The sequence below is a fragment of the Pimelobacter simplex genome, assembly GCF_900114845.1.
Lineage (GTDB): Bacteria > Actinomycetota > Actinomycetes > Propionibacteriales > Nocardioidaceae > Nocardioides > Nocardioides simplex.
The window spans coordinates 93,652-113,873 of record NZ_FOUK01000005.1; the positions used below are offsets into that span (position 1 = coordinate 93,652).

Sequence of the window (20,222 nt, forward strand, 5' to 3'; positions counted from 1 at the left end):
CGCATGCCCCGAACCACCCGGAGCGCCGCGGTCACCGCCGCCGCGCTCGTCCTCTCCGGCCTCGCCGCCGCCCCGGTCTCTGCCGCGCCGGCCGCCCCGACCAGCCCGTGCGGCAGCACCGGCGTCCTGGTCGACGACGCCATCTCGTCGTGCACCTACGACGTGGTCGGCACGGACGCCTTCACGGTGCCCGCCGGCGTGAGCGCGCTCGAGGTCGAGGTGACCGGCGCGCGCGGTGGCCGCTGGTCGTTCCAGGCGCTGGCCAGCAACCCCGGGGGCGCGGGCGGCCAGGCTCGCGGGACGGTGGCCGCGACCCCCGGCGCGGTGCTCCAGGTGAGCGTGGCCGGCGCGGGCGGGGACGCCACCGCCACCAGCGCGACCGGAGGGCCCAGCAACGGCCCGTCCGGCGGCTCCGGTGCTCCCGGCGGCCTCGGTGGCTCGGCCGGCGGCGCCGGCGGCTCGAACCCGGGCAACGGCGGCAACGGCGCGGGCGGAGGGGGCTCCTCCGACGTCCGCTCCGCACCCGGCGGCTGCGCCGCGCTCACCTGCGACCTGACCACGCGCGTCCTGGTCGGGCCGGGTGGCGGAGGCGCGGGCGGCAACGGCGGACGGGGCAACGCCCTCGGCGGCACCGGCGGCGCGGCCGGCGGTACGACGGGCACGGACGGCGGCCCGGGCGGCGGCGGTGGCGGAGCGCCGGGCGGCGCCGGGGCGACCGCGAGCGCCGGCGGCGCCCCCGGCGTCAACGCCTACCCGCCCGCCCAGCAGGGCGGTGCCCCCGGCACGGTCGGCAGCCCGGGCGCCGGTGGCGCCGGCGGTGACGGCAACGGAGTCACCACCGGCGGACTGGCGGTCGGCGGCGGCGCCGGTGGCGGGGCCGGCGGTGGCTGGCACGGCGGAGGCGGCGGGGCCGGCGGCGGCAGCCCGAACGGGGGCGGCGGTGGGGCCGGCGGAGGCGGTGGCGGCGGCAGCGCCTATGCGGCCCCCGCCGTCACGGACGCCGAGCTCCTCGCCGCGGTCAACGACGGCAGCGTCAACGACGGTGACGGCCGGGTCGTCATCAGCTGGACCCGCCCGCCGGTCGTCGTCACCCCCCAGGTCGTCCCGCTCACCCTCACCGCCGCGCCCGTCGCCGCCGACGACCACCGAGTCACCCTCGGCCTCAGGCTGCGCGGCACCGGCGCCGACCGCGCCACGATCAGCACCACGTCGTCCCGGCACCGCCTGCTGGCCGCCCCAGCCGTGCGGGGCTCCGGTGCCGAGCTACGCCTCGCCGTCGCTCCGCGTCCCGGGGTGGCGGGCCGCGCCCAGGTCACGGTGACCGCCCGCGTCGACGGCCGCACCGCCCGGCTGACCTTCTGGGTCATCGTCGGCACCGCCCGCGCCGACCGTCTGGTCGGGACCCCCGGCACCGACCTGATCTTCGGGCGGGGCGGCAACGACCGGATCCTCGGCAAGAGCGGCGACGACGTCCTCGTCGGCGGGCCGGGCCGCAACCGGCTGACCGGCGGCAAGGGAGCGGACCTGTTCATCGGCGCCCGGCGGACCAATGCCGTCACCGACTTCGCGAAGGCCCAGGGCGACGTGCGGCGGGCGCGGCTGGGCTGAGGCGGCCCGCTGCCGGCGTCCGGCAACCAAAGGCGCGGGCGGAGCATCTACCAGGACAACCGACCTCGGAGGTCCTCATGCACCGGTCCCTCGCCCCGCTCGTCCTGGCCCTCGCCCTCACCGCCGGGCTGACCGGCTGCGGGGACGACCCGCGCCCGCCCGTCCGCACCGCCCCGCCGCCGCTGCTCATCGCCCCCGGTGTGGTCGGCGACGTCGAGGTCGGGATGACCCGCGCCGCGTGGGAGCCGACCGGCCAGATCGAGGACGGCGCGGCCCTCTGCGCCGAGCAGGTCCGCTGGGCCGGCAACCCGGAGGGCTTCGTGGTGCTCAGCGACGGCACCCCCGACGCCACCATCACGCAGATCTCGGTGTTCGCGCGCGGTCCGCGCACCGCGCACGGCGGCATCCACGTCGGCTCGACGTACGGCGAGCTGCGGGCCGCTTTCCCGACCACCACCCCGCCCGTGGACGACGGCTGGGACGGCGCGTCGACGTACCCGCCGGGCGAGGAGGACGGCCGGACCTACCTGGGCTTCCTGCTCGGAGCGCCCGCGGCCGAGGTCACCGAGCGCACGAAGGTCACCGCGATCGCGGTGACTGGTGGCGAGAGGCCCTACTTCCAGTACGACTGCTGAGCCGCACCCGCCGCACGGCGAGCGCGACCGGGACGGCGACGCTGAGCCCGAGCCCGACGCCCGCCACCGCGAGCACACCCGGCGACGTGGGGCCCGGCTCGGTCGTCGCACCGACGACGGCGAGGACGAGCGCCGCCGAGAGCAGGCCGCGAGGCAGGACCCACCACCACGGCCGCAGCCGCCAGCGCCCGGCCCGCGCAGGAGCGGGGCGGGGCGGGGAGGGGTCGGCCCAGCGGTCCGGGACGGGGACGTCGCTCGGCTCGGGGACGCCGCGCCGCCGGCGGACGGCGCGGGCCCGGTACTGGCGGCGGGCGAGCAATGAGGCGTAGCCGCCCAGGCCGCCGCCGAGCGCGGTGACGGCGAGTCCGCCCCAGGCCGGGCTGCCGCCGCCGGAGGTGGGGGCGAGGATGATCAGCCACGCCGCGGCGAAGCACGCCCACAGGACGGCGGCGACGACCGCGAGCCCCCACCAGCTGGTCGTCTGGGTCCCGGAGACGACCGGACCGAGGCCGATCTCGTCGGGCGCATAGCTGTGCAGCTCGCCGTCGCGGGTACGGCGCAGGACGCGCTCCTCGCCGCGCGCCCGCGCCGCCCGGTGCGCGGCCACCACAGCGGAGGAGTCCGAGTCGTCCACGCCGCCACCGTAGCCAGCAGCCGGGCCCGGCCCCTCGGGTGGAGGGACCGGGCCCGGACGGGACGTGCGCGCGCCGGGTCAGCGGCGCACGACGAGCGTCACCTTCCCGCTCCACGCCGCGCGGTAGCCCTCACCGGCCACGACGTAGACCCGCAGCGGGTGCCGGCCGCGGTCGAGCCGGGGCAGCTTCACGGTGACCTTGCCGTTCGCCGTGACCTGGGCGGTGCGGATGATCCGGCCGCGGTCCTGCACCAGGACGGTCGCACCGGTCGCCGGCACGCCGGTGACGGTCACCTGGAGCCGGCCCCGCTGGCGCGGGGTGACCTTCTTCTTCTTCTTGAGCTTCGCGACCACCTTCGGTGCCGCCCGGGCGACCTTGAGCGTCGCGGTGGCGGCACTCGCGGCGACCTCGGCCGAGCCGGCGTACCGGGCGGTGACCAGGTGGGTGCCGACGGGCAGCGTGGCGGGCAGGGTGAGCCGGGCGGTGCCGGCGGCGAGCGTCCCGCGCACCGTCTGGCCGGCGACCTCGACCTCCACTGCGCCGGTGGCGGCCGGGTCGGCGGTGACCGTGACGGTCGCCGTGGTCGCCTTCCCGTACGTCGTGGCGGTGCTGGCGAGCGTCAGCCCCGTCACCGAGTCGGCCGGACCGCGCCACGGCAGGGCGGGAGCGAACGTCGTCGGCGTCGCGGCCTTGGTCCGCTGCTCCAGCGCGTAGCCCATGCCGAGGACCGCGGCGTCGTCCCAGGCCCGGCCGACGACCTGGATGTTGTTGGACTGACCCTCGTCGTTCTTCCCGATCGGGAGGATGGCGGTGGGCAGGCCGACCGTCTGCGTGATCACGCCCGACGCGCGGTCGGACGAGAAGATCGCCGACGTGGCGTCGTTGTTGCCGATGCTGGTGAGGAAGCCCGGGTAGATCACCGCGTCGACCGGCTCGCTGCCGAAGGCGGTGTCCATCCAGGTGGCGGCCGTCTGCTTGTAGGCGTCACGCCGGGCCAGCAGGTTCTCGACGCTCGTGTCGTCCATCGGCTGCGCGGTGTAGTTGCCCGACACGTTGTAGGGCAGGTTCGCCGGGTTCTCCATCAGCTCCTTCGTCGTGTAGGGGAAGGTGCCCGGCCGCTCCTCGGCGAGGTAGCGCTCCCAGCCCTCCGCACCGGCGCTGCCGGACGTCGGGAAGCTGCCGGACGGCGCGGGCGGCGCCGTCTGCGCGGTGGCGAGCGGGACGAGCGTGCCGCCGGAGGCCTCGATCGCGGCCCGGGCCTGCGCGAGCGCGACCTGACCGGCGCCGTCGTCGGTGATGGCGGTCGACTGGAAGGCGCTCGGCACGTACCCGATCACCTTGCCCTGCAGGGCGTCCGGGCGCAGTGCGCTCTTCCACTCGGCGGGGCGCAGGTCGTTGTCGACCCGCGCGGTGAGCAGGTCGTCGGGGTTGTTGCCGGTGGTGCGGGTCGCGGTGGCGTCGAGCAGCGAGGCCAGGTCGGTGATGGTCTTGGCCATCGGCCCGGCGTAGTCGGTCGCCCAGGTCAGCGGCATGACGCCGTTGGTGCTGGTGAGCCCGTCGGTGCCGCGGAAGGTCGCCAGGCTGGCGCCCGTCGAGGGGGCGTACAGCGAGACGCCGGTCTGGGTGCCCATCGCGGCCGCCGCGAGCTCGGCGCGGACGGCGGTCGCCGACCCGCCGCTCGACCCGAACGACGACTTCGACGGGTAGAGGGCGTTCCAGGTCTGCTCGAAGCCGCTCTCGCTCCACGAGCCCGAGTTGGCGAACTCGGAGAGGTTCGTCTTGCCGATGATCACCGCGCCGGCCTCGCGCAGCCGGGCGACCTGCCAGGCGTCCGCCCCGGTCTCCCAGTCCTCGAGGGCCAGCGTGCCGCCGGAGGTCGGCATGTCCTTGGTGTCGTAGAGGTCCTTGAGCGCGATCGGCACGCCGAGCAGGTCGCCGGTCCGTCCGTTCGCCCGGGCCTCGTCGGCCGCCATCGCCTGGGCCACCGCGGTCTTCGCGACGGTGATGAACGCGTGGAAGCCGAACGGGCCGTCGTCGTACGCCTCGATCCGGTCGAGGTAGGCCTTGGTGATCGCGACGGAGGTGGTCGCGCCGGACTCCATCGCGGCCTGCAGGTCGGCGATCGTCTTGCCCGTGACGTCGTACGCGACGTCGGTGGAGGGGACCGGCTCGGCCGCGGCCGCGGGCAGGCGCAGCGGCTCGGCGCCGGCGCAGGCCGCCTGGTAGGCGGTGAGGTCCCAGTTCCGCAGGGTGCAGATCTCGTCCACGGTGAGGTTCGAGAAGTCCGGGGTGGTCGCGAGGGCCGCGGTGTCGGTGGCGATCTGGGTGGTGTCGGACAGCGCGCCCACCACGACGTACTGCATCAGCGAGGCGGTCGTGCCCGGGGCGATGGTGAGCTCGCGGACGAAGCCGAGGTCGTTGGACCGGCTGCCCGTCGGCACGTACGGCGTCGTGAACGGGTCGGACTGCTGGTCGGCGAGGGCGTCGATCCCGGCGCCGACGACCACGCCCGTCGGGCGGGTGTTGCCCGGCGTGGTGGCGGTGACCCAGGTGTCGGCGGTGTCCACGGCGGCGTCGCCGCTGCTCGTGGCGCTGATCGTCGCCTTGTTGGGGGAGCCGTTCGCGGTCAGGCCCGAGCCGAGCGAGCCGCCGAACGAGACCCGCACGGTGACCGGCTCCGTTGCCGCGTTCGTGTACGTGTCGTAGAAGCTCGTCGTGCTGGTGCCGGTGGCGACCTGGACCTTGCGGGTCATCAGGACGTCGCCGAGCCGGACCGACGCCGTCGAGCGGTACGAGCCGGGGGAGGACGCGGTGAGCCCGAAGCCCCGCATCATCTGGTCGTTCATCCGCGGCGCGCTGCCCGCCGGGGCGTCGACGTGGAGGAAGACGTTGCCGAAGCCCTCCATCCGGGACCCGCTGACGTTGCGGATCGAGCCGGTGTCGAGGCCGGGACGACGGGCGTCGTTCACGTTGATCGTGGCGCCGTTGGCGGTGGTGACGCTGGACAGGGCCGAGGCCGGGGGAGCGACCGTGACGGACAGGGCCCCGATGCCCAGTCCGACGGCCACGGGGAGGGCGGCCGCGCGCGTGAGGCGGCGGCGCCCGAGGGGGGAGAATTGCATGCGGGGGTAGTGCCTTTCCATGGGGGGAGAGAGCTGCCCCCCGTTTCTAGGGGCTGCGTGTGTCGGTCCCGCACGTCCCCGATTTCCCGGGGGTAACGATCGGCCGCCCTGTGTTGCGGCTGGCGCCTGACCGTTGCGCGCCCGGTCCTCCTGCACCTCGTGCCGGACCCCGCGAGAGACTGGTGCCATGGCCCACGACCACCTCGTCCTCCGTCCCGGCGACCCGGGCGTCAGCGGCTACCGGCTGATGACGGCGCTGATCGTGCCGCGCCCGATCGCCTGGGTGGCGAGCGTGTCGGCGGCGGGGGTCGGCAACCTGGCGCCGCACTCGTTCTTCACCGTGGCCAGCGCCGATCCGCCGGTCGTGCAGTTCACGTCGGTCGGTGCCAAGGACACGCTGCGCAACGTCCTCGAGACCGGCGAGTTCACCGTCAGCCTCGCCAGCGAGCCGCTCATCGACCAGGTCAACGCGTCGAGCGCGTCGTTCGCGGCCGGGGTGGACGAGGCGGACGAGCTCGCCATCGCGATGGCGCCCAGCGCGGTCGTCGCCCCGCCGCGGGTGGCGGCGTCCCCGGCCTCGCTGGAGTGCCGGCTGCGCGACACGCTGGCGGTCGGTGACTCGACGATCGTCCTCGGCGACCTGGTCGCGGTGACGGTCGACCCGGAGGTCCTGGTCGACGGCGTGCCGGCGCTCGACCGGCTCGCGCCGCTGTCGCGGCTCGGCGGCGACGAGTGGGGCCTGCCTCCGGCGGTGGTGAGCCGGCCGCGTCCGCGCTGAGCGTCCTCAGGACGCCTTCCGCCGCTGGTCGGAGGGAGGTGCCTGGCTCCCGGCGTCGCTCGCGGCCGGGGAGGCGGCCTCGCCGTGCCGGCGCCGGTGCAGCGTGACCCAGAGCAGCCAGGTGGGGGCCAGTGCGAGCCAGGTGGCGGTGAGCGTGACGCCGAGGCGCTGCACCAGGCCGAGCCCGACGGCGTCGCCGTTGACGAGGAGGGCGGCGGTCAGGGCGGCGTCGACCAGTCCGCTCAGGGCGGCGAGCACGCCGACGGTCGCCAGTGCGCGGCGCCGCAGCAGTGGCGCGTCGATCCGGCGCAGCGCCAGCGAGCAGGTGACGAGCAGGACCAGGAAGGCGTTGGTCTCGACGAAGCTGATGACGCCGTGCGGCTCGGTGATCCGCGCCCACCACGAGCCGGTGCCGGGGTCGGGCAGGTCGTCGGTGAACGACGCGTCCAGCGGCAGCAGCGCCTCGAGCACGATGCAGACGCCCAGGACGACGAGCGGCGCCCACACCCCGGGCCAGCGGCGGCTCTGCCACCACGCGGTCGCGCCGCCGACGAGCAGCAGCGCCCCGCCGATCAGGTCGAGGGTCCGGAACACCCGGCGGAACGGCTGCCCGACCGCGGACAGCTCGCTGATGAAGCTCGTCACCGGGTCGATGTGGACCGGCAGCACGAACTGCAGCACCCACGAGGCGTACACGAGCCCACCGGTCACGAGCAGGGCCATCGACAGGCGCCGGGCGAGCCGGCGCCGGAAGGCGCTCACGGCGCCTCCGCCGTCGCACCGGGGCGGACGAGCGGGAACGCCAGCGTCGCCCGGATCGACTCGCCCGAGAGCAGCATGAGCAGCCGGTCGACGCCGATGCCGATGCCGCCGGTCGGCGGCAGTCCGAACTCCAGCGCCTGCAGGAACTGCTCGTCGACGATCATCGCCTCCGGGTCGCCGCCGGCGGCCAGCAGGGACTGCTCCTCGAGCCGGCGGCGCTGCTCGACCGGGTCGGTCAGCTCGCTGTAGGCCGTCGCGATCTCCATGCCGAAGGCGACCAGGTCCCAGCGCTCGGCGAGCGCGGGCACGTCGTCGCGGGAGCGGGTCAGGGGGCACACGGAGGTGGGGAAGTCGGCGTAGAAGGTGGGGTGGACGGTGTTCGGCTCGACGAGCTTCTCGTAGAGGTCGAGCACGATCTGGTCCGCGGTGCGGTCCTCTCCCGACGGTACGCCGTGCCGCAGCGCGAGCTCGCGCCACGTGGCGAGCGGCGTCTGCCAGTCGACGTCGGTCCCGACCGCCGCCGCCACGGCGTCGTGCACGGTCACCACGGGCCACTCGCCGCCGATGGGGAAGCGCTCCTCGACGCCGTCCTCGACGTGCCGCACCAGCACCGGCTCGCCGTGCGCGGCGACCGCCGTCGCCACGATCAGCTCGCGGCACAGGTGCCTCATCGTCGTGTAGTCGCCGAACGCGTCGTACGCCTCGAGCGCGGTGAACTCGGGGTTGTGCGTGCGGTCGGCACCCTCGTTGCGGAACACGCGCCCGAGCTCGTAGACCTTGTCGACGCCCCCGACGCAGAGCCGCTTGAGGTAGAGCTCCGGCGCGATCCGCAGCGACAGCGGCAGGTCGTAGGCATTGCTGTACGTCGTGAACGGGCGCGCGTTGGCGCCGCCGTGCACCGTGTGCAGGACCGGCGTCTCGACCTCGAGGTAGCCCTGCTCGTGCAGCGTCTCGCGGAGCTGCCGGATGACGGTCGCGCGCCGGCGCAGCAGCTCGCGCGCGTCGTCGTTGAGCGCCAGGTCGAGGTGCCGGTGCCGGACCCGGACCTCGGGCGCGAGCGTCCCGTTGACCCGGCTGGGCAGCGGGTGCAGGCACTTGGCGAGCATCCGCCACGACGCGACGAACACCGAGCGCTCGCCGGTCCGGGTGCGCCGGAGCTCGCCGGTCAGCTCGACCAGGTCGCCGAGGTCGCAGCGGGCGACGAACGCGCGCAGGTCGGGCACGGCGGCGGCCTCGCTCCGGCACTGCAGGACCCCCTGCACCATGCCGGTCCAGTCGCGGACCTCCGCGAACAGGACGCCGCCGTGGTTGCGGACCCCCACGAGCCGCCCGGCCACCGTGATCGTCGTCCCGTCGGGGGAGGCGAGGGCGTCGACCACCGCCGAGGGCCGCCCGACCGCCGCCGGATAGGCCTGCAGGCCGGCCTCGGACATCTCGGCGAGCCGCTCGAGGCGCACCCGGACCTGCTCGGGAGGACGGCGGCCGCGGGCGCGCAGCGCCTGCTGCTCGCAGACGGCCGCCACGATCTGGTCGGCCCGCGCGGCGGGCAGCGCCTCGGGGACCAGCTTGCGGCGGGTCCGGGTCCACCCGGGCACGTTGACGAAGCCCTCGGCGATGCCGGACGCGACGCCGATCCGGACGAGCATCCGGGCGTCGTCGTAGCAGAGGAAGCGGGGCAGCCAGATCGGCTCGAACTTCACGTTGGAGCGGTAGAGCGCCTCGAGCTGCCAGTAGCGGGAGAGCACGAGGAGCACCTTGCGCAGCACCCGCAGCACCGGCCCGGCGCCGATCCGGGCACCTTCCTGGAAGACCGAGCGCAGCACGGCGAAGTTGAGCGAGATCTGCGCGACCCGGTGCTCGCCGCCGTGCTCGGCCAGGGTGCTGACGAGGAACTCGATGACACCGTTGGGGGCGTCCGGGTCGCGCCGCATGAGGTCGAGCGAGATGCCCGAGCGGCCCCAGGGCACGAACGACAGCAGGGCGACCACGGTGCCGTCGGGCGCGAGCGCCTCGACGAGCAGGCAGTCGCCGTCCTCAGGGTCGCCGAGCCGGCCCAGCGCCATCGAGAAGCCGCGCTCGGGCTCGTCGCCGCGCCAGCGCTCGGCGAGCTCGCGGATCTGGTCCATGTCGTCGTCCGGGACCTGGTGGTGGCGCCGGATCCGGACGGTGATGCCCTGTCGCTCGACGCGTCGTACGGCCTGGCGGACGGGACGCAGCCGGTTGCGGTTCTGGTTGAACGCGGCGACGTCGATGATCGCCTCGTCGCCCAGCTGGAGCGCGGTCAGCCCGGCCTGCTCGTACGCGTGCGCGCCGCGCTCGCTGGCGCCCAGCACGGCCTGCGACCAGCCGTGCGCGTCGGCGTACTGCTGCCAGCGCGAGATCGCCGACGGCCAGGAGCCGGGGTCGCCGATCGGGTCGCCGCTGGCCAGGCAGACGCCGATCTCGACCCGGTAGAGGACGGCGGCGCGGCCGTCCTCGGAGAACATGGCGGCCTTGTCGCGACGGGTCGCGAAGTAGCCGAGCGAGTCGCCGCGGCCGTACTCCTCGAGCAGCGCGCGGATCGCCCGCTCCTCGGGCCGGCGCAGCACCGCGTCGAGCGCCTGGGACTGGAAGACCACCGCGAACGCGCTGAGCAGCGAGACCGCGCCGAGGAAGCCGATGAAGTCGCTCACCCACTCCGACGGGTGACCGTCGAACGCGCGCGGTCCGAGGATGCCGCCGGTGGCCCGGTTGACCGACCACAGCAGCCGCTGGTCGGACGGGAGCGTGCCGTGGAGCACCTCGATCAGGAGGAAGCCGATCCCGATGCTCACCGCGAGCGTGCACGCCAGGACGACGCCCGCCTTGATCACCGACCGCGCGCGCACCCGCGTGGTGAACCCGCGCCGGGCCAGCAGGACGACGACCAGCAGCGCGATCGCCACCGCCACCGCGAGCCCGCTGCGCGAGCGCGTGGTGAGGTCGCCGGTCGCGTCGGCGAGGTTGAAGACGAGGAAGACGAGGAGCACCCGCCACCCGGCCCGCTTGCGCGTGCTCAGTGCCGCCGCGAGCAGCCCCAGGAACGTCGCGTACGCGAGGTTCGGGCGCAGCAGCAGGATGTTCTCGTTGATCCAGAACAGCTCGGGCCGCACGGCGTGCCGCAGGGGAGGGATGAGTGCGGTGACGGCGCACACGACCGCCCACGTGCCGAGGAGCGTCGCGGCATAAGGGGGGATCCGCTTCTGGAGGCCCTCGGTCAGGGTCCGGTAGAGCGCGCCGATCGACGAATTGCTGTTGTCGCGCGACACCCAGGCACCTTATAGCGCCCTCCCACGGCTCCTAGGAAGGCTCGGTGCGCTCGTCCGGCACGGCGACGACGCCCGCACGGTGCCGCTGCGCGAGCTCGGCGTAGTACGGCGCGTTGGTCTCGACCCAGAACTGCGCACCCGTGCCCTCGATCGGCTTCTTCGCCTCGGCCGGCGCGCCCGCGGCGAGGACGCCGTCCGGGATCTCCTTGCCGGGCGTGATCACCGCGCCGGCGGCCACGAGGCTGCCCTTGCCGATGGTCGCGCCGTCGAGGATCGTGCTCGCGTTGCCGAGCAGCGACTTCTCGCCGATCGCGTCGCCGTGGAACACGCACGCGTGGGCGATGGTGGCGTGGGGCCCGATCTCGACGGTGACGTCGGGGGCACCGTGGACCACGGAGTTGTCCTGCACGTTCGAGCCCTCGCGGACGATGATCGTGCAGATGTCGGCGCGGAGCACGGCGCCGTACCAGATGCTCGCGCCCTTCTCGACCCGCACGTCGCCGATCAGCGTCGCGGTGGGGGCGACGAACGCCTCGGGGTGGACCTGGGGACGACGCCCCTCGAACTCGTAGAGGAACACGGCTGACACGCTAGGGCAGGGGGCCGGTAGGGCTCCTCGTAGGGTCGGGCCATGGCAGGCGGCACCCGGCGCAGCAGGCAGACGACGACGTGGCTGCTCCCGGCAGACGAGGAGGCCCTCGGCGACGCCGTCGCGCGGGTCCTGCCCGAGGCCGGGTGGTGGTGCGTGCCCTCAGGGCCGCCGGCCGCCGGTGAGCGGCACCGGCACGCGAGCCTGCCCGAGGCACTGGCGTGCGGCGGCCTCCAGGCGCTGCTCCCGCTGCCGGTCGCCGTGCCGCCGGAGGCGGCGACCGCCCAGCTGCAGGTGCTCCGGGGCGTCGACCGGGAGCCGGGCCGCCTCGCCGTCGGTGGGTACGACGACCCGCAGGTCCGGGCCGACGCCGACCTCGTCTGGCGGGCGCTGCGCGAGGTCTCCACGCTCGCGCACGCCACCGCGGACACCGGCTCTGCCGACACCTCCCCGCCGCACGACCCGCGGATCGGCCGCGCCGCCCGGGCGGCGCACGACGCGCGGACGTGGGGGCCGACCTACCGCGGCGCGTCCGTCGTCCTGCGCGGGAGTGCCCACCCCGCGTGACGCAGGCCACAGTCAGGTGTGAAGATGCGCAGGCGCACATCAGCGCCCTCTCGGAAAGGGAACACTCATGTCCTTGCGCAGCAACCGACGGCTCCGCGCCGTCGTCCTCGCGGCAGCCACCGGCCTCACCCTGGCCGGTCTCGCCGTGTCCACCCCCGGAGCCACCGCCGCTCCCGGCGGCGTCTCCGCCGACGGTCCGCCGTCGACTCCTGTGCCGATCAGCACTCCTGACGGGGTCGTGTCGGCGTACGTCCTCAACGCCAAGCACGCCAACCCGGGCCAGACCCGCCTCGTCGAGCGCGCGGTGCGCCAGGCGGGCGGCGTGATCGTCCAGACCTGGCCCGAGATCGGGGTCGTCGTCGCGCACAGCGACCGCGCCTCGTTCCGCGACCGGGTCCGCCAGCTCGGTGGCAACGCCGTCGAGTCGGTCGGTGCGACCCGCACCGTCCCGGTCACCGAGGGCACCCCGGCCGGGGTCGCGGCCCCCTGGGGTCCCGGCAAGGGGCAGCTCCGCAAGGAGGCCCCGCGCCGCGACACCGACAGCGCCGGCAGCGAGCAGACCGTGGCCGTCGCGCCCGACCCGCGCGAGTCGGAGCAGTGGGACATGCAGATGATCAAGGCCGACCAGGCCCACGCGATCACCGACGGCTCCCGCAAGGTCGTCGTCGGCGTCCTCGACAGCGGCATCGACCCGGACCACCCGGACCTCGCCGCCAACATCGACGTCGCGGACTCGGTCAACTGCAGCAACGCCGGCCGCCCCGACACCTCGCCGACCGGCTGGTACCCGACCACGAGCGACCACGGCACCCACGTCGCCGGCACGATCGGTGCCGCCCGCAACGGCACGGGCATCGTCGGCGTCGCGCCCGGCGTCCGGATGGCGTCGGTCAAGGTCGTCAACGACGCCGGCTTCATCTACCCCGAGTACGCCGTGTGCGGGTTCATGTGGGCCGGTGAGCACGGCATGGACGTGACCAACAACAGCTACTACGTCGACCCGTTCGAGTTCTACTGCGAGGACCAGCCCGACCAGTACGCCGCCAAGGAGGCGGTCCGCCGCGCGGTGGCCTGGTCCACGGACCAGGGCGTCGTGCACGCGGCGGCGGCCGGCAACTCGTCGTACGACCTGGCGAACAAGACCACCGACACTGGCAGCCCGGACGACGGCACCCCCGTCGAGCGGACGCTCAACAACGGCTGCCAGGACATCCCGACCGAGCTGCCCGGCGTCGTCACCGTGTCGTCGCTGGAGCGGTTCCCGACCACGGGCCTGGAGAACCGGCTCTCCGGCTTCAGCAACCGCGGTCTCGGGGTCATCGACGTCGCGGCGCCCGGCTCGCGGATCCTGTCGACGATCGTCAACGGCAACGGGTACGGCCTCAAGTCCGGCACGTCGATGGCCTCGCCGCACGTCGCGGGCGTGCTCGCCCTGATGAAGTCGGTGCACCCGGGCTGGACCCCGGCCCAGATGGTCGCCAAGCTCCGCGCGCAGGCCGACGACCACGCCTGCGGCACCACCACGGCCGGCGCGCCGTGCGTGGGCCCGGAGACCGACAACAGCTACTACGGCGAGGGCGTGCTCGACGCCCTGGACGCGGTCAGCTGATCCTCCTGGCCGGTGGCCGCCTCGGGGCGGTCACCGGCCACCGGGCACACTCGTCTCGTGACCACTGCCAGCGCTCCGTCACGCGAGGAGTCCGCGGACGAGCCGTCGGGCTTCGACCGCGCGCTCGGGCAGTTCCTCCTGCACTACAAGTTCGGCCTCGACGAGATGCTGACAAAGATCAACATCCTGCGTGAGGAGCTCGCGTTCCGGGGCACAGGCAGCCCCATCGAGCACGTCAGCTCACGCCTCAAGTCGGTCTCCAGCCTGCGCGCCAAGGCCACCCGGCTCGGTGTCCCGCTCGAGCCGCTCGACCCCGACGTGATCGGGGCCCAGATCACCGACATCGCCGGCGTCCGGATCGTGTGCAGCTTCATCTCCGACGCCTACCACGTGCTCGACATGCTGACCACGCAGCCGGACGTCACCGTGCGCACCATCAAGGACTACATCGCGCACCCCAAGCCCAACGGCTACCGCAGCCTCCACGCGATCGTCGAGATCCCGGTCTTCCTCTCCGACGCCGCCCGCACGGTGCCGGTCGAGCTGCAGATCCGGACCGTCGCGATGGACTTCTGGGCCAGCGTCGAGCACAAGATCTACTACAAGTACGACAAGGACGTCCCCGCCGAGCTGATGGACGAGCTGTCCGCGGCCGCCCGGGTGGCCCACGAGCTCGACGCCCGGATGGCCGAGCTCCACCGCACCGTCCACGGCTGAGAACGGCCCGGTTGGGTTAGGCTCCTCGCCCGACGACTCGGAGGCGCCGATGAGCACGATCGATCCTGCCCAGGCCCGTGCGGAGCGTGTCGAGCGCCTCCGCAGCAACCCGCTCCGGCCCGCTGCCCTCACCGCGATCCTCGTCGCGACCGGCCTGGCCGCCGCGGCCCTCGGTGCCGGCGTCGTCGCGATGCTCGACAGCATGCGGATCAGCAAGCTCAACGGCGTCTTCGCCACGTGGGAGTCCCGGCTCGACCACCTGTTCTGGCTGTTCCCGGTCGGGCTGTGCGCGACGATCGCCCTGGTCCTGCTCAGCACGCTCCTGGCCCGGGCGCCGTCCGCCGGCCGGCTGCGCTATCCCGTGGTGGGGCCGCTCCCGGTCGCGATGGTCGGCATCGCCGCCGGCGTCACCTGGATGTGCAGCCGGCTCACGGCGCCGGTCGAGGTCGGCGTCCGCACCGATCCGTCGTTCGGCAACGACGAGACCTGGGGCACGACGCAGTGGATCTGGTACCGCGCCGACATCTGGTGGCCGGTGCTGGCCTGGGCGCTGGCGGTGGCCGCGCTCGTCGTCGCGGTCGTCGTCCGGCAGCGGCACCGCGCGCGCTCCGCCCGGATCGCCCACCTGCTCGAGGCCGGCCGGATCGTCCCCGGCGAGGTCACCGAGGCGCTCCCCGTCCCGAGCCCCGGCTCGGCCGGGGCGGCCGGCCGGATGACGGTCCGCTTCACCGACCCCCAGGGCACCGAGCGCTGGGTCCGGCCGGTGTGCCGGATCTCCGCCGACGAGCTGCCGTTCGTGGGCGCCGAGGTCGCCGTCCTGTGCGACCCGCAGGCGCCGGCCGACGTCCGCCGGATCTTCGTCGGCCCCCGCGGCGCCCGCGCGGCGTCGGAGTTCGAGCGCTGGCTGCTCTGAGCCTCAGCCGCGCCGGGCGGTCCAGCCGGCCTCGCGCGAGCAGCTGGCGACGTTGTACTTGAGGTAGCCCGCCTTGGCCTTGCCCTTCTTGAAGGTGGCCCGCAGCGTGATCGTCGAGCTCGAGTTGGGCTTCCAGGTCCGGTTGACCTTCCCCTTCGCGTTGATCTTCGTGCTCGGGAACGCGACCGGGTGCACCTGCACCTCGTAGTGGTCGTAGTTCCAGCAGTAGACGGCCAGGTTCACCCGGAACTTGGTCAGCTTCCGGTTCTTCACCGTCAGGGTGAGCTTCTCCTGCGCGGAGCCGGCGGAGATGATCCGGCCGACGTACTTGCCGGCCTTGACCGGGACGGCGCGCGCGGCCGGCTCGGCGTCCGGGCTCGGGGCCGGCGCGGCGTGTGCGGCCGCCGCGGGTGCGACGAGCAGCGCGCTCAGCAGGGCGGCGAGGACGAGGCGAGCGGATCGGGACATGGGTCTCCCTCTCGAGACAGGTGGGGGGTGATCTCGATCATGCCACCGCCCCCGCAGGGCCCGCGTCATGAAAGCGCCCCGCCGGGGTCTTCACTCGGGAGGGGGTGGGGGACGTGGAGACGGACCCGGGGGTGTTCCGGCGCTGGGTGCAGCGGCTGGCGGAGCGCGCCCTGGCCGACGTGACGGACGGCCCTTACATCGTCGTCGCCCGCGACCCGGACGACGGGTCGACGTACTTCGCCGGGCCGTACCCCACCGCCCTGGCGGCGCTCGCCGCGGCCGACGCCGAGGTCCGCCGCCAGGACGAGACGCCGGACCGGGTCCGGCTCGAGATCTCCGTCGCCCCCATCGCGGAGCCCTGAGCCGCCTCGACCCGGGTGATATCGCGGGTGACACCCGCGCGGTTCCCGCGCCTCCGCCTCGGGTGCGGGGCAGGGTGGTCCCCGGGGTTCGGAGCGCTGACCGGGACGAGCAGAGGTGGACACATGCACGGCAGCCTGGGACCGGTGGTCCGGCGCACGACGGAGTTCGACGCGCTCGTGCAGCACCGGCTCTGGCGCCTGCAGCGCGAGATCGAGGCGGCGCAGGCGGCGCTCGCGCCCGACGCCGAGATCGAGATCCTGACCCACCTGCGCGGCGTGCTCGCCGGCCTCAGCGGGAGTCTGTCGCGCCGGTGAGCTACTCCGCGGCCGGCAGGTGGGCCGCGAGCGCGGCCAGCTGCTCCCGGTAGTGCTGCGCCGAGTCGGCAGCGACTCGCACCGACGCGGACGTGGCGCCTGCCTCGGCCAGGACCCCGAGCGCGTCCGCGGTCGCGCCGGGCTCGCGGGTGGGGTCGAGCGCGCGCTCCGGGGAGAGGACGACCTCGAAGCCGGCGGGCAGGTCGACGCGCCCGAGCAGGGTGGCGAGCTCGGTGGGGGAGAGGCCGAAGGGGACCCAGCCGTCGGCCAGCTCGACGGCGCGGCGCAGGGAGCGCGGCGTCCGTCCGCCGATCCACAGCGGCACCTTCGGCTGGACGGCGTGCGGCTCGACGACGACGTCGCGGAACGCGAAGTGCTCGCCGTCGTACGTCGGTCGCGGCTGCGACAGCGAGGCGCGCAGGGCCCGCAGGGCGTCGTCCGCGATGGCCCCGCGGCCCTCGAAGGTGGCGCCGAGGAGGGCGAACTCCTCCTCGAGCGAGCCGACGCCGAGGCCGAGGACGAGCCGCCCGCCGCTGACCCGGTCGAGGGTGCCGTAGCGCTTCGCGATGGCGAGGGGGTGGTGGTAGCCGAGGACGAGGACCTGGGTGGCGAGGCGGATCCGGGTGGTACGGGCCGCGAGGTAGCCGAAGGTGGCGAGCGGGTCCCAGTAGGTGCCGCCGCGCTGGGCGGCGATGTCGGCGGGGACCATCACGTGCTCGCTGCAGGTGAGGAAGTCGAAGCCGAGCGCGTCGGCGGTCTCGGCGACGGCACCGAGCTCGTCGATGCCGGCCTCGGCCTCCCACGGCGAGAACGCCCCGGGGAGCTGGACCACGACGGGGCTGTTGATGCCGATCTTCAACGGGAGTCCCTCTTCCCTCGGACCTGGTCCTCTGATAGACCAAGTGCTTGCTTGGTATGAGCCTAGCCCGATCCCCCGGAGGCAGCGTTGACCAGTCCCCTCGTCTTCTTCTCGTTCGTGACCCTGGAGGACGCCGGCCCGGCCGAGCACCGCGCCTACAACGAGTGGCACCAGCTCGACCACCGCCCCGAGAACCTCGCGCTGCCCGGCGTCCTGTGGGGCGACCGGTGGGCGCGGCCGGCGGACTACCGCGCGGCCGGCGTCGCCTCCGACGAGCACGCGGCGACCGACTACGTCGCGATGTACTGGTTCAAGGACCCGGTCGAGCGCGCCCTGAAGGAGTGGTCCGACCTGGGCTCCGACTCGTTCCAGTGGGGCCGCGGCCCGCTCATCCCCGGCGTGCGCCGCAAGCTGCTGTCGTTCTTCCGCCCGGTCAAGGGGTACGCCGCACCCTCCGCCCTCGTCTCGCCCGACGTCCTGCCCTACCGGCCCAACCGCGGCCTGCACCTGACCCTCTCGCGGCACGCGGCGCCGCACAGCGCCGCGACCCACGAGCACTACGCCTGGCAGGACCGCAGCCTGATCCCCGGGCTCCTCGACCTCGACGGCGTGGCCGGCGCCTGGACCTTCTCGTTCGCCCACCACCAGTCGCACCCGTCGCTCCCGCTGGCCACCGAGACCCCCGACGCCCCGGAGTCCCTGCGGATCCGCCTCGTCTACCTCGACGCCGACCCGCTGCCCACGACCGCCGCGATCGACGCCCGCACGACCGAGCTGGCCGGCGGCCTCAGTGCCGAGGCCGCCGCCTCCGAGGAGATCCTGCTGAGCACCCCCCTGCGCACGATCATCCCCTGGCAGGACTGGTGATCTGACCCCCGCAACCCGCGCACTTCGTGGAGGTCAGCGCGCCAGGCGCAGCAGGAACTCGATCTTGCCGTGGTCGTCGACGGAGATGCCGGAGAAGCCCGGCTCGGGGATCTTGAAGTCGGCGAAGACGACGTCGATGCTGCCGGCGACGTCCAGCGCGTCCCCCGAGGCCTGGACGTCGAGCTCCACCTCGACCGCGCGGGTGACGCCGCGGACGGTCAGGTCGCCGGGGACCGTGACGGTGAACCGGCCGCCGGTGGCGGGGAGCTCGACGGGGGCGGTCTGGGTGAAGGTGGCGGTCGGGTAGGTGGCGGTGTCCATGATCCGGTCGCGGTACTGCGCGTCGCGGCGCGCCTCGTCGGTGGCGACCGAGGCCATGTCGACGGTCATCGTGACGCCGTCGAGGGTGCCGCCGGCGACGGTGGCCTCGCCCTCGACCTTCTCGGTGCGCCCCACGACGGTCACGTTCTGGCCGAACAGCACCTCGTCGACCCGGTAGCCGGCGACCGAGTCGCCGCCGACCGTCCAGGCGCCGTCGAGGGCGTCGCTGGCGGCCGTGGTGTCGGGCTCGGCGGCCCCGGACGCCCCCGCGGCCGGCAGCGCGAGCTCGTCGGGCTGTTCCCCGACGACGAACTTCCCGTAGGCCCACGGGCCCACCGTGACGGCCAGGACGACGAGCGCGACGAGCGCGCCGCCGATGGTGAGGAGCTTCCGCGAACCGAGCTTCTTGGATGACATGGCAACCACCGTAGGTGGTGAAACTGAGGGCACCCTAAGACGCAGGTGAGCGGCCTACTCCCCGATCCGCTCGCCGGCGTCGGGCCCGGGCCCGGAGCCGGCCAGGATCGAGGTGAACGCCGCTGCGAGCGTCTTGCCGACGGTGGCGGGATCGCCGAGGTAGCCGTTCACCATCGCCCCGTCGCGCAGGACCATCAGCTGCCTCGCGACGGCCTGGTCGTCCTCGGCGCCGGCCTCGGCCGCGACGTCGGCGAAGGCGTCGAGCATCCAGCGCCGGTGGGCGTCGACGGCGGCCCGGACGGGGTCGTCGGGATCGGAGAACTCCGCCGCGGCGTTGATGAACGCGCAGCCCCGGAAGCCTGGCCGGCAGCTCGCCGCACCGATGTCGGTGGCCAGCGCACGCAGTGTGCCCAGGGGGTCGCCGTCGCGGTGCACGCTGCCGATCCACGCCTGCTCGGCAGTCGACTGCTGCCCGAGGTAGGCGACCACGAGGTCCGTCTTGGTCCGGAAGTGCCGGTAGAAGGTCACCTTGGTGATGCCGACGTCCTCGATGATCCGGTCGGCGCTCGTGGCGCGGATGCCCTGGGCGTAGAACAGCTCGCTGGCCGCGTCGAGGATGCGGGCTCGCGTCGCCGTCCCTGACCGGCCGGCCCGCGCCGGTGGCGCTGCCTCGGCGGCCTCTGCGTGCATCGTCGTCCTCCCGGGTCCTGACCCGGCTGGCTTGCGCCGAGGTCGAGGAGAGCATATCGTCGCAATGTAGACGAACTAGTAACTCTACATTGCCCACGAGAAACGAGACCCGCCATGAGCATCACCGAGACGACCGCTGCCGAAGCGGTGTCGCCGACCGCCTTCGGCGCGGCCCTGCGCCGCCTCTACTTCCTCCGCTTCGCCCTCGCGGTCGTCTGGGCGGGGCTCCTGCTCTCGACCGCGGCGGACGAAGGAGCGTTCCTGACGACCCTGCTGGTGATCTACCCGCTGCTCGACGCCGCCGCGGTGCTCTGGCAGCTCCGCGCCGGGCCGGGCAGGGGGAGGTCGAGGGCCGCGGAGTGGGTCAACGTGGTCGTCAGCGCCGCTGTCGCCGTCGCCCTGGGCGTCGCCTCGACCCACTCGATCGGCGCCGCCCTCGCCGTGTGGGGCATCTGGGCGATCGCGGCCGGCATTCCTCAGCTCGTCACCGCTCTCCGCAACCGGGACGCCGGCGGCCAGGTGCCGCAGGTGCTCAGCGGCGGGATCTCGGTGCTGGCAGGTGCCGCGTTCCTGGTCCAGGGGCTCGGGGACGCCGACAGCATGGGCGGCGCGGCCGGCTACGCGACGCTCGGCGCGGTCTTCTTCCTCGTCTCCGCGATCCGCCTGCGCGGCGCGCGACGCGTGCGCGCCGCCTAGAACAC

20 protein-coding genes are annotated in these 20,222 nt (G+C 74.2%); 11 read left to right on the plus strand and 9 right to left on the minus strand.

Going from position 1 to position 20,222, the window contains the following annotated elements:
* The first annotated feature begins 3 nt into the window (after positions 1-3).
* Both BM223_RS29265 and BM223_RS20575 read left to right on the plus strand, forming a co-directional pair.
* On the plus strand, positions 4-1,608 hold the full coding sequence (locus tag BM223_RS29265) for a calcium-binding protein (RefSeq protein ID WP_052138155.1): 1,605 nt from the start codon (positions 4-6) through the stop codon (positions 1,606-1,608).
* Positions 1,609-1,685: 77 nt separating this feature from the next.
* Positions 1,686-2,243 carry a hypothetical protein gene (locus BM223_RS20575; protein WP_038676379.1) on the plus strand — a complete coding sequence of 186 codons (558 nt, stop codon included), beginning with the start codon at positions 1,686-1,688 and terminating at the stop codon, positions 2,241-2,243.
* Here the strand turns inward: BM223_RS20575 and BM223_RS20580 are convergent.
* Positions 2,188-2,877: a hypothetical protein gene (locus BM223_RS20580; RefSeq protein ID WP_052138156.1), complete on the minus strand. Its 690-nt coding sequence runs from the start codon at positions 2,875-2,877 to the stop codon at positions 2,188-2,190. The genes BM223_RS20575 and BM223_RS20580 overlap by 56 nt on opposite strands.
* 78 nt (positions 2,878-2,955) lie before the next feature.
* Complete coding sequence (locus BM223_RS20585; RefSeq protein ID WP_052138157.1) at positions 2,956-6,000, minus strand: amidase; 3,045 nt, start codon at positions 5,998-6,000, stop codon at positions 2,956-2,958.
* Between the two features lie 187 nt (positions 6,001-6,187).
* On the opposite strand from BM223_RS20585, the gene BM223_RS20590 reads away from it, so the two are divergent.
* On the plus strand, positions 6,188-6,778 hold the full coding sequence (locus BM223_RS20590; protein ID WP_038676381.1) for a flavin reductase family protein: 591 nt from the start codon (positions 6,188-6,190) through the stop codon (positions 6,776-6,778).
* A 6-nt stretch (positions 6,779-6,784) separates the two neighbouring features.
* On the opposite strand, the gene BM223_RS20595 is transcribed toward BM223_RS20590, so the two are convergent.
* Genes BM223_RS20595 through BM223_RS20605 form a run of 3 tightly spaced genes read right to left on the minus strand, consistent with a single transcriptional unit; the run spans position 6,785 to position 11,407 of the window.
* A complete protein-coding gene (locus BM223_RS20595) occupies positions 6,785-7,540 on the minus strand; it encodes a DUF998 domain-containing protein (protein WP_052138158.1) in 756 nt (251 codons plus the stop codon).
* A complete protein-coding gene (gene lysX / locus BM223_RS20600) occupies positions 7,537-10,827 on the minus strand; it encodes a bifunctional lysylphosphatidylglycerol synthetase/lysine--tRNA ligase LysX (RefSeq protein WP_200887056.1) in 3,291 nt (1,096 codons plus the stop codon). The genes BM223_RS20595 and lysX overlap by 4 nt, the downstream gene beginning before the upstream one ends.
* A gap of 31 nt (positions 10,828-10,858) precedes the next feature.
* Positions 10,859-11,407: a gamma carbonic anhydrase family protein gene (locus tag BM223_RS20605; protein ID WP_038676383.1), complete on the minus strand. Its 549-nt coding sequence runs from the start codon at positions 11,405-11,407 to the stop codon at positions 10,859-10,861.
* 51 nt (positions 11,408-11,458) lie between these two features.
* Between BM223_RS20605 and BM223_RS20610 the strand changes: the two genes are divergently transcribed.
* The 4 genes from BM223_RS20610 to BM223_RS20625 all read left to right on the plus strand — a co-directional run bounded on the left by BM223_RS20610 (position 11,459) and on the right by BM223_RS20625 (position 15,222).
* Positions 11,459-11,983: a hypothetical protein gene (locus BM223_RS20610; RefSeq protein ID WP_038676385.1), complete on the plus strand. Its 525-nt coding sequence runs from the start codon at positions 11,459-11,461 to the stop codon at positions 11,981-11,983.
* Between the two features lie 67 nt (positions 11,984-12,050).
* Positions 12,051-13,592: a S8 family peptidase gene (locus BM223_RS20615; RefSeq protein ID WP_038676387.1), complete on the plus strand. Its 1,542-nt coding sequence runs from the start codon at positions 12,051-12,053 to the stop codon at positions 13,590-13,592.
* 57 nt (positions 13,593-13,649) lie between these two features.
* A complete protein-coding gene (locus BM223_RS20620; protein ID WP_052138159.1) occupies positions 13,650-14,309 on the plus strand; it encodes a GTP pyrophosphokinase in 660 nt (219 codons plus the stop codon).
* Positions 14,310-14,358: 49 nt separating this feature from the next.
* Complete coding sequence (locus BM223_RS20625) at positions 14,359-15,222, plus strand: hypothetical protein (RefSeq protein ID WP_052138160.1); 864 nt, start codon at positions 14,359-14,361, stop codon at positions 15,220-15,222.
* Positions 15,223-15,225: 3 nt separating this feature from the next.
* On the opposite strand, the gene BM223_RS20630 is transcribed toward BM223_RS20625, so the two are convergent.
* A complete protein-coding gene (locus BM223_RS20630) occupies positions 15,226-15,690 on the minus strand; it encodes a hypothetical protein (RefSeq protein ID WP_038676389.1) in 465 nt (154 codons plus the stop codon).
* Between the two features lie 113 nt (positions 15,691-15,803).
* Here BM223_RS20630 and BM223_RS20635 point away from each other — a divergent pair, with 113 nt between their 5' ends.
* Entirely contained in the window at positions 15,804-16,052 is a 249-nt protein-coding gene (locus tag BM223_RS20635) for a hypothetical protein (protein WP_141267171.1), read from the plus strand.
* A gap of 123 nt (positions 16,053-16,175) precedes the next feature.
* Positions 16,176-16,367, plus strand: coding sequence for a hypothetical protein (locus tag BM223_RS20640; RefSeq protein ID WP_038676393.1), 192 nt, complete (start codon positions 16,176-16,178; stop codon positions 16,365-16,367).
* 1 nt (position 16,368) lies between these two features.
* On the opposite strand, the gene BM223_RS20645 is transcribed toward BM223_RS20640, so the two are convergent.
* Entirely contained in the window at positions 16,369-17,226 is an 858-nt protein-coding gene (locus BM223_RS20645; protein ID WP_038676395.1) for an LLM class F420-dependent oxidoreductase, read from the minus strand.
* 87 nt (positions 17,227-17,313) lie between these two features.
* Between BM223_RS20645 and BM223_RS20650 the strand changes: the two genes are divergently transcribed.
* Complete coding sequence (locus tag BM223_RS20650) at positions 17,314-18,093, plus strand: hypothetical protein (protein WP_038676397.1); 780 nt, start codon at positions 17,314-17,316, stop codon at positions 18,091-18,093.
* A gap of 33 nt (positions 18,094-18,126) precedes the next feature.
* Here BM223_RS20650 and BM223_RS20655 read toward each other — a convergent pair whose 3' ends face one another.
* Together BM223_RS20655 and BM223_RS20660 are read right to left on the minus strand one after the other, a co-directional pair.
* The gene (locus BM223_RS20655) at positions 18,127-18,831 is read right to left on the minus strand and encodes a YceI family protein (RefSeq protein ID WP_038676399.1); all 705 of its coding nucleotides are present in this window, start codon (positions 18,829-18,831) and stop codon (positions 18,127-18,129) included.
* A 54-nt stretch (positions 18,832-18,885) separates the two neighbouring features.
* Entirely contained in the window at positions 18,886-19,521 is a 636-nt protein-coding gene (locus tag BM223_RS20660) for a TetR/AcrR family transcriptional regulator (RefSeq protein ID WP_052138161.1), read from the minus strand.
* 114 nt (positions 19,522-19,635) lie between these two features.
* On the opposite strand from BM223_RS20660, the gene BM223_RS20665 reads away from it, so the two are divergent.
* A complete protein-coding gene (locus BM223_RS20665; protein ID WP_052138162.1) occupies positions 19,636-20,217 on the plus strand; it encodes a hypothetical protein in 582 nt (193 codons plus the stop codon).
* Positions 20,218-20,222 lie beyond the last annotated feature (5 nt).